Annotated in this window: 13 protein-coding genes and 1 riboswitch; of the genes, 6 read left to right on the top strand and 7 right to left on the bottom strand. The window is 69.9% G+C overall.

Annotation, left to right across the window (positions count from 1 at the left end; all coding sequences use genetic code 11):
• Positions 1-31: 31 nt before the first annotated feature.
• Together C7C45_RS04395 and C7C45_RS04390 are read right to left on the bottom strand one after the other, a co-directional pair.
• Entirely contained in the window at positions 32-1,315 is a 1,284-nt protein-coding gene (locus C7C45_RS04395; RefSeq protein ID WP_110562330.1) for an FAD-dependent oxidoreductase, read from the bottom strand.
• Between the two features lie 74 nt (positions 1,316-1,389).
• Positions 1,390-1,887 (bottom strand): GNAT family N-acetyltransferase, encoded by a 498-nt coding sequence (locus tag C7C45_RS04390; RefSeq protein WP_110562329.1) that lies wholly within the window; start codon positions 1,885-1,887, stop codon positions 1,390-1,392.
• Positions 1,888-1,983: 96 nt separating this feature from the next.
• Between C7C45_RS04390 and C7C45_RS04385 the strand changes: the two genes are divergently transcribed.
• The 3 genes from C7C45_RS04385 to C7C45_RS04375 are packed head-to-tail and all read left to right on the top strand — an operon-like array spanning position 1,984 to position 3,851.
• A complete protein-coding gene (locus tag C7C45_RS04385) occupies positions 1,984-2,337 on the top strand; it encodes an ArsR/SmtB family transcription factor (protein WP_110562328.1) in 354 nt (117 codons plus the stop codon).
• Positions 2,334-3,425, top strand: coding sequence for an ACR3 family arsenite efflux transporter (gene arsB / locus C7C45_RS04380; protein WP_110562327.1), 1,092 nt, complete (start codon positions 2,334-2,336; stop codon positions 3,423-3,425). The genes C7C45_RS04385 and arsB overlap by 4 nt, the downstream gene beginning before the upstream one ends.
• Positions 3,426-3,443: 18 nt before the next feature.
• Complete coding sequence (locus C7C45_RS04375) at positions 3,444-3,851, top strand: arsenate reductase ArsC (protein WP_110562326.1); 408 nt, start codon at positions 3,444-3,446, stop codon at positions 3,849-3,851.
• Between the two features lie 31 nt (positions 3,852-3,882).
• On the opposite strand, the gene eno is transcribed toward C7C45_RS04375, so the two are convergent.
• Positions 3,883-5,148: a phosphopyruvate hydratase gene (gene eno / locus C7C45_RS04370; RefSeq protein WP_110562325.1), complete on the bottom strand. Its 1,266-nt coding sequence runs from the start codon at positions 5,146-5,148 to the stop codon at positions 3,883-3,885.
• 118 nt (positions 5,149-5,266) lie between these two features.
• Between eno and C7C45_RS04365 the strand changes: the two genes are divergently transcribed.
• Positions 5,267-6,181 carry a MerR family transcriptional regulator gene (locus tag C7C45_RS04365; protein ID WP_110562324.1) on the top strand — a complete coding sequence of 305 codons (915 nt, stop codon included), beginning with the start codon at positions 5,267-5,269 and terminating at the stop codon, positions 6,179-6,181.
• On the opposite strand, the gene C7C45_RS04360 is transcribed toward C7C45_RS04365, so the two are convergent.
• Both C7C45_RS04360 and C7C45_RS04355 read right to left on the bottom strand, forming a co-directional pair.
• Positions 6,178-7,173 (bottom strand): ribonucleotide-diphosphate reductase subunit beta, encoded by a 996-nt coding sequence (locus C7C45_RS04360; protein ID WP_110562523.1) that lies wholly within the window; start codon positions 7,171-7,173, stop codon positions 6,178-6,180. The genes C7C45_RS04365 and C7C45_RS04360 overlap by 4 nt on opposite strands.
• A gap of 47 nt (positions 7,174-7,220) precedes the next feature.
• On the bottom strand, positions 7,221-9,539 hold the full coding sequence (locus C7C45_RS04355) for a ribonucleoside-diphosphate reductase subunit alpha (protein ID WP_244200250.1): 2,319 nt from the start codon (positions 9,537-9,539) through the stop codon (positions 7,221-7,223).
• A 196-nt stretch (positions 9,540-9,735) separates the two neighbouring features.
• Positions 9,736-9,952: riboswitch (cobalamin riboswitch) on the bottom strand.
• A 564-nt stretch (positions 9,953-10,516) separates the two neighbouring features.
• Here C7C45_RS04355 and C7C45_RS04350 point away from each other — a divergent pair.
• Together C7C45_RS04350 and C7C45_RS04345 are read left to right on the top strand one after the other, a co-directional pair.
• Complete coding sequence (locus C7C45_RS04350; RefSeq protein ID WP_110562322.1) at positions 10,517-11,911, top strand: enolase C-terminal domain-like protein; 1,395 nt, start codon at positions 10,517-10,519, stop codon at positions 11,909-11,911.
• An 8-nt stretch (positions 11,912-11,919) separates the two neighbouring features.
• Entirely contained in the window at positions 11,920-12,642 is a 723-nt protein-coding gene (locus C7C45_RS04345; protein WP_110562321.1) for a FadR/GntR family transcriptional regulator, read from the top strand.
• 7 nt (positions 12,643-12,649) lie between these two features.
• On the opposite strand, the gene C7C45_RS04340 is transcribed toward C7C45_RS04345, so the two are convergent.
• Together C7C45_RS04340 and C7C45_RS04335 are read right to left on the bottom strand one after the other, a co-directional pair.
• Entirely contained in the window at positions 12,650-13,468 is an 819-nt protein-coding gene (locus tag C7C45_RS04340; protein WP_110562320.1) for an ATP-binding cassette domain-containing protein, read from the bottom strand.
• Positions 13,468-14,520: an ABC transporter substrate-binding protein gene (locus C7C45_RS04335; RefSeq protein WP_110562319.1), complete on the bottom strand. Its 1,053-nt coding sequence runs from the start codon at positions 14,518-14,520 to the stop codon at positions 13,468-13,470. The genes C7C45_RS04340 and C7C45_RS04335 overlap by 1 nt, the downstream gene beginning before the upstream one ends.
• Between the last annotated feature and the right edge of the window lie 5 nt (positions 14,521-14,525).

Below are 14,525 nucleotides of genomic sequence, written 5' to 3'. Positions count from 1 at the left end.
CGGTGGCGGGGACCGTCGTCGTAGTCGGTGATCAGCCGGCGCAACAGCCGTCAAGCTGACCGTCGGCGGGGTTGCTGTTGCACACGCCGGTTGCGGGCAGGTCGAGTTGGACGTCACGAGCGGCCTCCCAGTCCCCGGCGAGGGCGGCGACGACGGAGCGGACCTGCTCGTAGCCGGTGGCCATGAGGAACGTCGGCGCCCGACCGTAGGCCTTCATGCCGACGGCGTAGTAGCCGCTCTCCGGGTGGGCGAGTTCGTCCACGCCGTGTGGCGCAACGGTGCCACAGGAGTGCTCGTTGGGGTCGATCAGCGGGGCCAGAGCACGGGTGGCACCCAGGATCGGGTCCAGGTCCAGTCGCAGCTCGGCGGCGATCCAGTGGTCGGGGCGGAAGCCGGTGGCAGCGACAATCCGGTCGACGGTGACCGACTCGTCGGTGCCGTCGACGTGCCGCACGACCACGCGTACCCGACCGTCGGCCGGGGCGAGGGTATGCACGGCGAACCCGGTGCGCAGCCGGATCCGCCCGGCGTCGACGTGCGTACGCAGCCGTGCGCCCAGGGCGCCGCGTGCGGGCAGCGCGTCGGCTTCCGCGCCGCCGTAGGTACGCGCCGGCGAGGCGGTCCGGATCGCCCAGGTCACCTCGGTACCCGGTGTGGACTCGGCCAGTTCCGCCAGGGACAGCAGTGTGTTCGCGGCCGAGTGGCCGGCGCCCACGACCAGGGTGTGCCGGCCGGCGAACCGGTCCCGGTCGACACCGAGCACGTCCGGCAGCGCGTGCTCCAGGTACGCCGTCGCGTCCGCCTCACCCCGCGCGGGCAGGCCGGAGGCACCGAGGACGTTCGGCGTACGCCAGGTGCCGGAGGCGTCGATGACGGCACGGGCGAACAGTTCGTCGCCGTTGGCGAGGCGGAGCAGGAACGGCGCGGTGTCGCGTCCGGCGGTGCGCAGCCGGTCGAGGCCGAGGCGGCTGATCGCCTCGACGCGTGCCCCGTACCGCAGGTGCGGCTTGAGCTGCGGCAGCTCCGCGAGGGGCTGGAGGTAGTCGCCAACCAGCTCCGCGCCGGTCGGCAGGGCCTCCGGGTCGGGGACGACCCAGCCGGCCTCGTCGAGGAGCCGGCGGGCGGCCGGGTCGATGTTGAAACGCCACGGTGAGAAGACGCGCACGTGCCCCCACTGCCGTACGGCGGCACCCGGGTTTTCGCCGGCTTCGAGGACGGCGAAGGTCAGGCCGCGCTCGTGCAGGTGCGCCGCCGCGGCGAGACCGGTCGGGCCGGCGCCGATCACCACGACAGGAAGCTCGTCCAGGGCACTCATCACACAACTCCTCTATCTAGAAGATTGTCGAAACAAAAAGGTGGGCGGAGGCCCGGTTTCCGGGCCAGGATCGGTCAGGCGATGACGCGACTGCGTCGCTCGAGCAGGACGACGTCGCGCCAGCGGCCGTGGTGGCGACCGACCCGTTCGCGTACGCCGACAACCCTGAACCCGGCCCGCTGGTGCAGCGTCAGACTGGCGGCGTTCTCCGGGAAGATCCCCGACTGGATCGTCCAGATGCCGGCCGCCTCGGTCGAGGCGATCAGCGCGTCGAGCAGCAGCCGGGCGATGCCACGGCCCTGGGCGGCCGGGTCCACGTAGACGGAGTGTTCGACCACACCGGCGTACACCGCGCGGGTCGAGGTCGGCGAGACGGCGATCCAGCCGAGGACGCCGCCGTCGCGGTCGACAGCCACGAAGCGGTGCGCGCTCAGCCGCGCAGTGTCGAACGCCGACCAGGTCGGCGCGGTGATCTCGAAGCTGGCGTTGCCGGCGTCGAGGCCGGCCTGGTAGATCGCCAGGACCCGGTCGGCGTCGGCGGCGACCATGGGACGCACGGTGATGTCGACCATCAGCGGGTTCCCCTCCCGGAAGACATCGGACGCCTGACTCGACGTCCGTCGAAACAGACAGTTGCACGCTGATTAGATCAGTGTCAACCTAGAGAAATGTCGAATCAAGCCGCGCCGGCCGTGGACGCGTCCTGCTGTCCTTCCCTGACCGAGCGACGCGTGCCGGCCGAGGCCGCCGCAGTGCTCGCGTCCGCGTTCAAGGCCCTGGGCGACCCGGTGCGTCTGCAACTGATGTCGATGATCGCTTCCGCGGAGAGCGGCGAGATCTGCGTCTGCGACCTGACCCCCGCGTTCGACCTGACCGGCCCGACCATCTCGCACCACCTCAGGACGCTGCGGGAAGCGGGGCTCGTCGACGCCGAGCGTCGGGGCACCTGGGTCTACTACCGCGCCCGGCCGGCGATCCTGCGCCAGCTCGCCGCCCTGCTCACCGTCGCACCGGCCGCATGAGCACCACAATTCGGAGCGATTCGCCGGAGAGCGCCATCGTCGGCCGACTCTCCCGACTCGACCGGTTCCTCCCGCTCTGGATCGGGCTGGCGATGGTTGCGGGGCTGCTCCTCGGCCGACTGATCCCCGGCCTGAACAGCGCGCTCGACTCGGTGACGATCGGCGGGATCTCGCTGCCGATCGCGATCGGCCTGCTGATCATGATGTACCCGGTGCTCGCGAAGGTCCGCTACGACCGCCTCGACACCATCACCGGCGACCGCCGCCTGCTGATCTCCTCGCTGGTCCTCAACTGGCTCGTCGGCCCCGCGGTGATGTTCGCACTGGCCTGGATCTTCCTGGCCGACCAGCCCGCGTACCGCACCGGCCTGATCATCGTCGGCCTGGCCCGCTGCATCGCCATGGTCATCATCTGGAACGACCTCGCCTGCGGCGACCGGGAGGCCGCGGCGGTCCTGGTCGCGCTCAACTCCGTCTTCCAGGTCGTCGCCTTCGGTCTGCTCGGCTGGTTCTACCTCTCGGTGCTCCCCGGCTGGCTGGGCCTGTCCGGGGCAGAGTTGACCATCTCGGCCTGGGACATCGCGCGCAACGTGCTCATCTTCCTGGGCGTCCCGCTGCTCGCCGGCTACCTCACCCGCCGTCTCGGCGAGCGGGCCAAGGGCCGCGCCTGGTACGAGCGCCGTTTCCTGCCACGGATCGGACCCGCCGCCCTCTACGGACTGCTGTTCACGATCGTGATCCTGTTCGCCCTGCAGGGCGACGCCATCACCAGCCGCCCCCTGGACGTGGTCCGCGTCGCCCTGCCACTGCTGGTGTACTTCGCGCTGATGTGGGCCGGCTCGTACGCCCTCGGCCGGGCCATCGGCCTCGGCTACGAACGCACCACCACCCTCGCGTTCACCGCCGCCGGCAACAACTTCGAACTCGCCATCGCCGTCGCCATCGGCACCTTCGGCGTCGCCTCCGGCCAGGCCCTCGCCGGAGTCGTCGGCCCCCTGATCGAAGTGCCCGTCCTCGTCGGGCTCGTCTACGTCTCCCTGTGGGCGCGTCGCCGTTTCTTCACCCCCACGCACTCCCGCACCGCGTAAACCGGAAGGCGCCACACCATGAGCGACAAGCCCAGCGTCCTGTTCGTCTGCGTCCACAACGCCGGCCGTTCCCAGATGGCCGCCGGCTGGCTGCGCCACCTCGCCGGCGACACCGTCGAGGTCCGCTCGGCCGGCTCCGCGCCGGCCGAGACGGTCAACCCCGCCGCCGTGGCGGCCATGCGGGAGGTCGGCATCGACATCACCGACCAGACCCCCAAGCTCCTGGAGTACGCGACCGCGCAGTCCTCCGACGTCATCGTGACGATGGGCTGTGGTGACGCCTGCCCGGTCTTCCCGGGCAGGCGCTACGAGGACTGGAAGCTGGAGGACCCCGCCGGCAAGGGCGTCGAGGCCGTCCGCCCGATCCGCGACGAGATCCGCGGCCGGGTGGAGAAGCTGCTCGCCGAGCTGAGCCCCACCACCTGAGGAAACCAGGGCGCCGCACAACCGGGTACGCTTAACGGCTCCCGGCGTAGATGGCGCGGTCGCCGAGCTCCTCCTCGATGCGGATGAGCTGGTTGTACTTGGCGGTGCGGTCGGAGCGCGACAGCGAGCCGGTCTTGATCTGACCGCAGCCGACGCCCACGGCCAGGTCAGCGATGGTGGTGTCCTCGGTCTCCCCGGACCGGTGCGACATCACCACCCGGTAGCCCGCCTTGTGGGCGGCGTCCACCGTCGCGAGGGTCTCGGTGAGCGTGCCGATCTGGTTGACCTTGACCAGGATCGAGTTGGCGTAACCACCAGCGATTCCGTCGCGCAGCCGATCGACATCTGTGCAGAAGACGTCGTCGCCGACCAACTGCACACGCTCCCCCGCCATCGCGGTCAGCCGCTTCCAACCGTCGAAGTCATCCTCCGCCATCGGGTCCTCGATCGAGCTGATCGGGTATCGGGCCACCAGGTCGAGCAGGTAGTCGATGTGCTCCTCGACGGTGCGCTTGCGCCCCTCCCCGACGTAGTCGTAGACGCCCGCGCGGAAGAACTCCGAGCTGGCCGGGTCGAGGCAGATCAGCACGTCGGTCCCGGGCTCGTAGCCGGTGTCCTCGATGGCGCGCAGCACGAACCGCAGCGCCTCGTCGGCGCCCGTGAAGTTCGGCGCGAAGCCACCCTCGTCACCGACGCTGGTGCTGTGCCCCGCGGCGGCCAGGGACGCCTTGAGGGTGTGGAAGACCTCCGAACCCATCCGGACCGCCTCGGCGAAGGTCGGCGCTCCGACCGGGGCGATCATGAACTCCTGGAAGTCGAGCGGATTGTCGGCGTGCGCGCCACCATTGATGATGTTCATCATCGGCACCGGCAGCAGGCGGGCGCCGACGCCACCGACGTAGCGGTAGAGCGGCTGCCGGTGGGCCAGCGCCGCCGCCTTCGCGGTCGCCAGGGACACCGCCAGGATCGCGTTGGCGCCCAGTCGACCCTTGTCCTTCGAACCGTCGAGAGCGATCATCGTCTCGTCGATCAGCGCCTGGTCCTCCGCGTCGAGGCCGACCACCGCGTCGGCGATCTCGCCGTTGACCGCGGCGACGGCCGTACTGACGCCCTTGCCGTGGAACCGCGTGCGATCTCCGTCGCGCAGCTCGACCGCCTCGTTCGCCCCCGTCGACGCGCCGGACGGCACGGCGGCCCGGCCGACCGAGCCGTCGGCGAGGACCACATCCGCCTCCACGGTCGGGTTACCCCTGCTGTCGAGGATCTGCCGACCACGCACCCGACTGATTGCCGTCATCACACACTCCCTGCTCAGGATGCCTTTTCGCAGCCAGACTGACAGGAAACGGCGGCCGTGACACCGCGACGATGAACACGTTGACCCGTACCCTGGGGTGCGGGTTTAGGGTCGCAGGATGCGGGTGGGTGAGTTGGCACGTCGGACCGGGACCACGGTCCGGGCTTTGCGGTACTACGAATCGGTCGGGCTGGTCGTGCCGCGACGGCTCGGCAACGGCTACCGCGAGTACGACGCGATCGCCGTCCGGCTGGTGGCACAGATCCGCGAGCTGATGGCGCTCGGCCTCACCGTCGAGGAGACCCGCCCGTTCGTGGAGTCGATCGCCGGCGGTGCCGACGACTCCGACGTGTGCGCGGCGGCGGTGGCCACGTACCGCAGCACCATCACCAACCTGCAGGAACGGATCGGCAAGTTGACCGCCCAGCGGGACGCGCTGGACGCTCGCCTCGACGCGGCCGCGACTCAGGTCGCACCCGGCGGTCCCGTGGTCGACGCCGACCCGTCCGCGCTGGTCGGCAGCAGATTGCCGTCTTTGTCCTTCTACGGCACCGATGGCCGTCCGGTCGATCTCGGTGCGCTCGGCGCCGGGCGAAGCGTCATCTTCGTCTACCCGTTGACCGGGCGGCCGGGCGTCGACCTGCCCAACGGGCTGCTGGAGATCCACGGCGCGCGCGGCAGCACCGAGCAGGCCACCTGGTTCCGCGACCACCACGCGGAACTCCGCGCGGCCGGCGCTGCCCGGGTCTACGGCCTGTCCGCGCAGTCGACCGGCTATCAGCGTGAACTCGCGCACCGGCTGCGGCTGCCCTACCCGCTGATCCCCGACCCGAGGCTGACCCTGGCCGACGCGCTGCGTCTGCCGACCCGCACCGCAGGTGACATGACGCTCTACGAGCGGCTGACCCTGATCATCGCCGACGGCGAGGTGGAACACGTCTTCCACCCGATTCCGGACCCGGCGTCGCATCCCCTGCACGTGATGCGGTGGCTCACCAAGCGACGCCAGGCCCCCGGATCGGTCGCCGCCTAGAAGTCGTCGTCGAAGGCGACGGTGCCGGTCACCCCGACCTGGTACGCCGACACCCGCCGCTCGAAGAAGTTGGACAGCTCCTGCACGTCCTGCAACTCCATGAAGGCGAACGGGTTGCTCGACCCGTAGTGCGGGGCGATGCCGAGTTGGGCGAGGCGGCGGTCGGCGACGTGCTGGAGGTACTCCCGCATGTCGGCCAACGTCAGGCCGGGCACGCCGTGGCCCAGCAGGTCCTCGGCGAACTGCACCTCACACTCGACCGCCTCGGTGAGCATCTGCCGAACCTGCTCGGCGAGGTCGTCGTCGAACAGGTCCGGCTCCTCGCCGCGGACGGTGTCGACCACGTCGAACGCGAACGCCATGTGCATCGACTCGTCACGGAACACCCAGTTGGTGCCAGAGGCCAGGCCGTGCAGCAGGCCACGGGAGCGCAGGAAGTAGACGTAGGCGAACGCCCCGTAGAAGAACAACCCCTCGATGCAGGCGGCGAAGCAGATCAGGTTGAGCAGGAACGTGCGCCGGTCCTCCCGGGATCGCAGCTCCCGCAGGTCGTTGAGGGAGTCGATCCAGCGGAAGCAGAACTCGGCCTTGCGGCGGATCGAGGGAATGTTCTCGATCGCGGCGAAGGCGGCGAACCGCTCGCTCTCGTCCGGCACGTACGTGTCGAGCAGGTTGAGATAGAACTGGACGTGCACGGCCTCCTCGAACAACTGCCGGGACAGGTAGAGGCGACCCTCGGGGCTGTTGACGTGCTGGTAGAGGTTGAGCACCAGGTTGTTCGCGACGATCGTGTCGCCGGTGGCGAAGAACGCCACCAGCCGGCTGACCAGGTGCCGCTCGGCCGGCGACAGTTTGTCCAGGTCGGCGAGGTCGGCGTGCAGGTCGACCTCCTCGACCGTCCAGGTGTTGCGGATGGCGTCGCGGAACCGGTCGAAGAAGTGCGGGTAGCGCATGGGGCGGAGGGTGAGGTCCATCCCGGGGTCGAGCAGCATGTGCGTGGTCCTCGTATCGGTGGTGTCGGTGGTGGTGTCGGCGGCGGTCACTGGCAGGCCTCGCACGACTCGGGGTTCTCCAGCGAGCAGGCCAGCGCCTCCGCGTCGACAGCGACGGGTGCGACAGCGCTGACGGTGGCCTGCTGGATCCGCGTGGCCGGGCGCGAGCGCAGGTAGTAGGTGGACTTCAGCCCGGCCTTCCAGGCGTACAGGTACATCGAGGAGAGCTTGCCGATGGTCGGTGCGGCCAGGAACAGGTTCAGCGACTGCGACTGGTCGATGAACGGGGCGCGGGCGGCGGCCAGGTCGATCAGCGCCCGCTGCGGCAGTTCCCAGGCGGTGCGGAACAGCTCCCGCACAGCGGCCGGCAACTCCGCGATCTCCTGCACCGACCCCTCGGCGCGTTTGATCGCCGACCGGATCCGGTCGGTCCACAGACCGCGGGCCTTCAGCTCGCGTACCAGAGCGGTGTTGACCTGGAGGAACTCCCCGGACAGGGTCTCGCGCTTGAACAGGTTGGACACCTGCGGTTCGATGCACTCGTAGCACCCGGCGATCGAGGCGATGGTCGCGGTCGGGGCGACCGCCACCAGCAGCGAGTTGCGCAGCCCGTACGCCTCGACCCGCTCCCGCAGCGCGGCCCAGCGCGCGGTCTGCGTACCCTCGACACCCCACAGGTCCGGTTGCAGCTGGCCCCGCGCGGCCCGGGTCTGCCCGAACGCCGGGTGCGCGCCGAAGCGGCGGGCCAGGTCGGCGGAGGTCTCCAGCGCGGTCAGGTACAGCTCCTCGCTGATCCGGGTGGACAGCTCCCGCGCGACCGGGGAGTCGAACGGCAGCCCCAGTGCGAAGAACACGTCCTGCAGGCCCATCAGGCCGAGCCCGACCGGCCGCCAGCGGGGGTTGCTCGCCGCCGCCTGCGGGGTCGGGTAGTAGTTGATGTCGATGACCCGGTCGAGGAAGGTCACCGCGGTACGGACCGTGGCGCGCAGCCGCTCCCAGTCGATGCCGTCGTCGGTGAGGTGGGCGGCGAGGTTCACCGAACCGAGGTTGCAGACGGCCGTCTCGGCGTCGCTGGACACCTCGACGATCTCGGTGCAGAGGTTGGACAGGTGCACCACGTTGCCTTCTTCGGCGGTCTGGTTGCACAGTCGGTTGGCGGCGTCCTTGAAGGTCATCCACCCGTTGCCGGTCTGGGCGAGGGTCCGCATCATCTTCCCGTACAGCTCCCGCGCCGGGACCTGCCGCACGTAGCGACCCTGCGCCTCGGCCTCCCGGTACGCGGCGTCGAAGCGCTCCCCCCACAGGTCGGGCAGCTCGGGCACCTCGTGCGGGTCGATCAGCGACCACATCTCGTCGGCCTCGACCCGGCGCATGAACTCGTCCGGGATCCAGTTGGCCAGGTTCAGGTTGTGGGTGCGCCGGGCGTCCTCGCCGGTGTTGTCCCGCAGTTGCAGGAACTCCTCGATGTCCGGGTGCCACGGCTCCAGGTAGACGCACGCCGCGCCCTTACGCCGGCCGCCCTGGTTGACCGCGGCGACGCTCGCGTCCAGCGTGCGCAGCCACGGCACGATTCCGTTGGACTGCCCGTTGGTGCCGCGGATCAGGGCGCCCCGGGACCGGACCCGGGAGTACGCGATGCCGATCCCGCCGGCGAACTTGGACAGGTTGGCGACCTGGGCGTACCGCTGGTAGATCGAGTCCAACTCGTCCAGCGGGGAGTCGACCAGGTAGCAGGAGGACATCTGAGTGTGCCGGGTACCGGAGTTGAACAACGTCGGTGAGCTGGGCAGATAGGCCAGGCTGGACATCAGGCGGTAGAAGCCGATCGCCTCGTCCGGCGTTTGGGACAACCCGCAGGCCACCCGCAGCAGCCAGTACTGCGGGGTCTCCAGGACCAGCCGGCTGGTGGGGTGGCGCAGCAGGTACCGGTCGTACACCGTGCGCAGGCCGAAGTACTCGAACCTCCGGTCGCTGGACGGATCGACGGCGTCGTCGAGCAGCGCGGCGTGGGCGGCGACGAACGCCGCGGTGTCGTCACCGATGAGTCCCTCGGCGTGGCCGATCCGGATCGCCGCGCTGAACGAGGCGATGCCCTGCCGGCGCACCTCCTTGTCGACGTAGCCGGACAGGAGCCGGGCGGCGAGGCGCGAGTACTGCGGTTCCTCACCGATCATCTCGGCCGCGGTCTGAATGGACAGCCGGTCCAGCTCGGCGGTCGTCGCGCCGTCGTACAGGCCGCTGATCGTACGGGTGGCGACGCGCATCGGGTCGACGTCGGTCAGGTCGTCGGCCCACCGCTCGACCGCCCGGACGATCTTGTTCAACTCGACGGTTTCGGTGCTGCCGTTGCGCTTGCGGACCTGCATCGGCGTCCGTCGCAGAGCCGCGTCGCCGCTGGCCGGGACTACCTCGGTGACTGTCACCACTCACTCCTCGCGAGTTCGAGACCTGAGGGCCCTCGGACGCGTGGAGGCAGACACCGGCGGACGCCACGCCCTGCGGACGTGGGTCGGGTGGCGTCGGCCGTCCCACGCGGCCTCGGACCGCCGCGCGACCCGGGTGCGGGTACGCGGCGCGCTGGCAGGTCTTCGGACTCGCGGGCACGACCGGGTTCGCCGGTCTCCTACTGGCCGTCGCTTCCCAGACCGATTGGTGGCCCAGTGCTGATGACGGCTGTCGTTCCCACTCACCGCTGCGGGACAGTCCCGGATTCCCACCGGGTTCCCTGTTGCCTCGGCCGCTCCGGATGAGCGGCCGAACCAGCTGCGCTCGACACCATATATAGGGACGCTGCCGTTGTCACACCCCACATGTCGGTCCCGGGCGTGTCGACGGTGCTGCCCGTGACGGTCGTCACCGGCCGCGCCGACGGGGCCGAGCCCTGCCGACGCGCGGCCGGCCGATGCCCGCGCGGCACGCGAGACCCGAGCAGGTGTCGACATTCGGAAAGGTGTGATGTATTAAGTCTTCAGATGTAAAGGTCCCTACCCATATTCGGCCGTCAATGCAGCTTTCCGCAGTGGACATCCAATCTTCTCGGCCACTGTCCACGCCCCGCACCACTGCCCCCATCGGGCCGGGAGCGTCTCAGCAGCCGCCGGGTCGAGGAGGGGCCGCCGCACCGCGAGGGCACCCACCAGCGCGACGAATGCCGCCACCACTGCAGCCAGTGCTCGCGGACCGGGTACGACGATCGGGAGGACGGCACACCGACGAATCCGTACCACCGAAAAACATTAGATGTCTTCGATTCCGAGGTGATCGACGTCGTTGACTCGCCGGATTGACCCTCCGTATACTCGCAGAGATCATCTGATCTTTGGCCTAGCCGGGCGAGGAGCGCATGCCGCAGATCACTGCCGTCACCGTCGAGGATGTCCGCTTCCCCACCTCTTTGACCGCTGACGGCTCCGACGCCATGAACAAGGACGGCGACTACTCGGCGGCTTACGTCGTTCTGCACACCGACGGCGTCGACAGCGTGGGTGCGCCCCTCGCGGGCCACGGTCTCACCTTCACCATCGGTCGGGGCAACGACATCGTCGTCGCGGCGGCGGTCCATCAGGCACAGCGCCTCGTGGGCCTGGACGTCGCGACGATGGCAGCCGACATGGGCGCGGTCTACCGCCTCCTCACCTCCGACTCCCAACTGCGGTGGCTCGGGCCGGAGAAGGGCGTGGTCCACCTGTCGCTGGCCGCCGTGCTGAACGCGTCGTGGGACCTGGTCGCCCGGATCGCCGACAAGCCGCTGTGGCGGCTGCTCGTCGACATGACCCCCGAGCAGCTCGTCGACATCGCGGACCTGCGCTACCTGTCCGACGCGTTGACCCGGGACGAGGCACTGGCCATCCTGCGCGCCAAGGAGAGCACGAAGGCCGAGCGTCTCGCCGAGCTCGACCGGACCGGCTACCCCGCCTACACCACCTCCGCCGGCTGGCTCGGCTACGGCGACGACAAGCTGCGCCGACTGTGTCAGGAGGCGGTGGACAGCGGCTACGGCTACGTCAAGCTCAAGGTCGGCGCCAACCTCGACGACGACATCCGCAGGTGCGGGATCGCCCGCCAGATCCTCGGCCCGCACCGCAACCTGATGATCGACGCCAACCAGGTGTGGGACGTGGGACAGGCGATCGAGTGGGTGAAGGCCCTCGCCCAGTTCGAGCCACTGTGGATCGAGGAGCCGACCAGCCCCGACGACATCCTGGGCCATGCGGCCGTCCGCCGCGCCGTCGCTCCCATCGGAGTCGCCACCGGCGAACATTGCCACAACCGGGTGATGTTCAAGCAGCTGTTCCAGGCCGGGGCCATCGACTTCTGCCAACTGGACACCGGCCGGCTGGCCAGCATCAACGAGATCGTCGCCGTGCTGCTCCTCGCCGCGAAGTTCGACGTCCCCGTGTGCCCGCACGCCGGCGGTGTCGGGCTGTGCGAGATGGTGCAACACGTCTCGGTGCTCGACTACGTCTCGATCTCGGGTGATCTCACCGACCGTGTCACCGAGTTCGTCGACCACCTGCACGAGCACTTCACCGACCCGTGCATCATCCGCGACGCCGGCTCCGGCAGCGGTTACGTCCTGCCCAGCCAGCCCGGCTACTCCACGCGGATGCGTCCCGAGTCGGTCGCGCTCTACCGCTTCCCCGACGGCGCCTACTGGGCCGCGGCCCAGCCGACTACCGTGTCATCTCCGGAGCCGTACGTCATCGCGGGTGGGACGGCCACGCCCGCTGGCCGCTAGGAGGTGTCATGTCGCGCACCGACGAGGTGGTGAACGGCATCAAGCGGATGATCCTCGAAGGAAGGTTCAAGCCCGGGGACCGGCTGCCCATCGAGAAGGACCTCGCCGAGTCGCTCGGCGTCTCGCGGGGCTCGCTGCGCGAGGGAATGTCGGCCCTGTCGATCCTCGGCATCGTCAACATCCGCCAGGGTGACGGCACCTACGTCACCAACCTCGACGCGCCGCAACTGCTGGCCCCGATGGGCTTCGTGGTGGACTTCCAGGGCCAGGGCGACCCACGGCACATCCACACCGTCCGGCGGCTGCTGGAGTGCGAGGCCGCCCGGTTGGCGGCGACCAGGATCACCGACGAGGCTCTCGCCCAGGCGGGGGAACTGCTCGACGAGGCGGCCCGGATCGCCGGTCAGTCGCCGCAGGACCACGAGCGGATCATGGAAATCGACATCGCCTTCCACCGGATCATCGCGGTGCACGCCGAGAATCCGGTGCTCGTCGGGCTGATCGAGGCCTTCGCCGGGCGCACCCTACGCGGGCGGCTCTGGCGGAGCCTGCACGAGGAGGGCGCGGACCGACGTACCCATGACGAACATGTCGCCATCCTGCGGGCCCTGCGGGCCCGCGACCCGGAGCGGGCCCGCATCCGGATGGCCAACCACCTGATCGGGGTGGAGGAGTCGTTGCACGGGCTGCCCGACGACGGTGACACGAACGCCGAGCCGGTACGGTTCTGAGCCGCCGTCAGCGCTCGTCCCGTTCCGCGCTGAGGCTTCCGGTCATCGCCGCGACCAGGTCGTCGGTGGTGACCTCGTCCGTGCGCAGCCGGGCGGCCCGCCGGCCGAGACGCAGCACCTCGACCCGGTCGGCGATCTCGAGCACCTGAGGCATGTTGTGGCTCACCAGCACCACCGACATGCCGGCGTCGCGGGCCCGCCGGACGACGTCGAGCACCCGCTGGGTCTGGACCACGCCGAGCGCCGCGGTGGGCTCGTCCAGGATGACCACGCTGGTGGCCCAGATGATGGCGCGGGCCACCGCGACGCACTGCCGCTGCCCACCGGACAACATCGCGATCGGGGTGGTGACCCGGGGGATCCGGACACCCAGTTCGTCGAGGGCCGCGGCGGCGCCGTTCCGCATGGCGCGCTTGTCCAGCAGCCCCAGCCGACCGAGCGGCCCGGAACGCAGGATCTCCCGCCCGAGGTACAGGTTGGCGGCCACGCTGAGGTCGTCGGCGACGGCGAGATCCTGGTAGACGGTCTCCACCCCCGCGCGCCGCGCGTCCAGCGGGGTGGAGAACTGGACGGGACGGCCGCCCACCCGGATCTCGCCCTCGTCGGGCGGGTGCACACCGGACAGCGTTTTGATCAGGGTGCTCTTTCCGGCGCCGTTGTCGCCGATCAGCGCGACGACCTCACCCCGGTGGACCGTGAAGTCGGCGCCGCGCAGCGCCTCGACGTGCCCGAACCGCTTGACGATGCCACGGGCTTCGAGGACCGGCGGTTCGGTGGCGGTCGGCTGCCGTTCGCTGTCGGCGGTGGCCGTCGGGGTGGTGGCCATCACTGCACCGGGGGGTTGGCGCAGCTCGGTTCGAGGACCGCCTTGATCTCCGCGGAGTCGATGTTCTCCTTCTTCACGAACGTGACGCCGGTGTCCGCCGACGCCAGCGGCGCCTTGTCCCGCAGGTGCTTGACCATCTTGTCGACGCCGAAGTAGCCCATCTTGAACGGGTTCTGCACAACCAGCGCCGAGATCTGGCCGCTGCGCACCCCAGCGATCTCGTCCGGGGCGGCGTCCCAGCCGATGATGACCACCTTGCCGGACTTCCCTGCCGCCTGGATGGCCTGCGCGGCGCCGAGCACACTCGGCTCGTTGGCCGCGAAGATGCCGGCGAGGTTGGGGTTGGCCGTGAGGATGTTCTCGGTGACGCGTCGTGCCTCGTTGACGTCACTGCGGCTGGGCTGCTGGCCGACCAGCTTCAGGTTGGGGAACTGGGCGAGGCCGGCCTTGAAGCCGTCGACCCGCTCGGTGTTGGTCTGCGATCCGGGCTGGAACTCGACGAGTGCCACCTGGTGGTCGCCGGGGCCGAGTTCGGTGGCGAGCAGCTTCGCGGCCTCGGTCGCCGACGCGCGGTTGTCGGTGGCGAACAGCGGCACGTTCGACGGCTGCGGGCTGGTGCCAGAGTCGATCATCGCGACCGGGATGTTCGCGGCGAGCGCCTTGTCGGTGGCGGGCGCCAGCGCACTGGAGTCGGTCGCCGCGTAGACGATGCCGTCGACCTTCTTGGTGACGAAGTTCTGGATCAGGTTGACCTGGCCCTCGACATCGGTCTCGGTGGTCACCCCGTCCCACTGGACGGTGACGTCCCCCGCGCGCTGCGCGGCGCACTCCGCGCCCGCCTTCACCGTGTTCCAGTAGTCGGCCCCGACCGCCTTGGGGACGACAGCGAGCTTCAACGGCCCGCTCGCGTCCTTGGTCGCGCCGTCGCCTCCGTCCCGAACCTCGACGCCGCCGCAGGCGCTGAGCAGGGCGGTCGCCGCGGCCAGGGCCAGGATGGCCTGTGCGCGCAGGATGGGCCGTCGCGTCCGTCGGCTGGTGGTGGTGTGCGCCATGGTGC

Source organism: Micromonospora arborensis, assembly GCF_003205615.1.
Lineage (GTDB): Bacteria > Actinomycetota > Actinomycetes > Mycobacteriales > Micromonosporaceae > Micromonospora > Micromonospora arborensis.
This window is presented reverse-complemented; position numbering and strand designations above follow the sequence as displayed.

Coding starts and splice junctions, on each gene's coding strand:
- C7C45_RS04375 (WP_110562326.1), top strand. CDS start 3,444: ATGAGCGACAAGCCCAGCGTCCTGTTCGTCTGCGTCCACAACGCCGGC.
- C7C45_RS04395 (WP_110562330.1), bottom strand. CDS start 1,315: ATGAGTGCCCTGGACGAGCTTCCTGTCGTGGTGATCGGCGCCGGCCCG.
- C7C45_RS04355 (WP_244200250.1), bottom strand. CDS start 9,539: ATGCAGGTCCGCAAGCGCAACGGCAGCACCGAAACCGTCGAGTTGAAC.
- C7C45_RS04335 (WP_110562319.1), bottom strand. CDS start 14,520: ATGGCGCACACCACCACCAGCCGACGGACGCGACGGCCCATCCTGCGC.
- C7C45_RS04350 (WP_110562322.1), top strand. CDS start 10,517: ATGCCGCAGATCACTGCCGTCACCGTCGAGGATGTCCGCTTCCCCACC.
- C7C45_RS04385 (WP_110562328.1), top strand. CDS start 1,984: ATGTCGAATCAAGCCGCGCCGGCCGTGGACGCGTCCTGCTGTCCTTCC.
- C7C45_RS04345 (WP_110562321.1), top strand. CDS start 11,920: ATGTCGCGCACCGACGAGGTGGTGAACGGCATCAAGCGGATGATCCTC.
- C7C45_RS04390 (WP_110562329.1), bottom strand. CDS start 1,887: ATGGTCGACATCACCGTGCGTCCCATGGTCGCCGCCGACGCCGACCGG.
- C7C45_RS04360 (WP_110562523.1), bottom strand. CDS start 7,173: ATGCTGCTCGACCCCGGGATGGACCTCACCCTCCGCCCCATGCGCTAC.
- C7C45_RS04340 (WP_110562320.1), bottom strand. CDS start 13,468: ATGGCCACCACCCCGACGGCCACCGCCGACAGCGAACGGCAGCCGACC.
- eno (WP_110562325.1), bottom strand. CDS start 5,148: ATGACGGCAATCAGTCGGGTGCGTGGTCGGCAGATCCTCGACAGCAGG.
- C7C45_RS04365 (WP_110562324.1), top strand. CDS start 5,267: ATGCGGGTGGGTGAGTTGGCACGTCGGACCGGGACCACGGTCCGGGCT.
- arsB (WP_110562327.1), top strand. CDS start 2,334: ATGAGCACCACAATTCGGAGCGATTCGCCGGAGAGCGCCATCGTCGGC.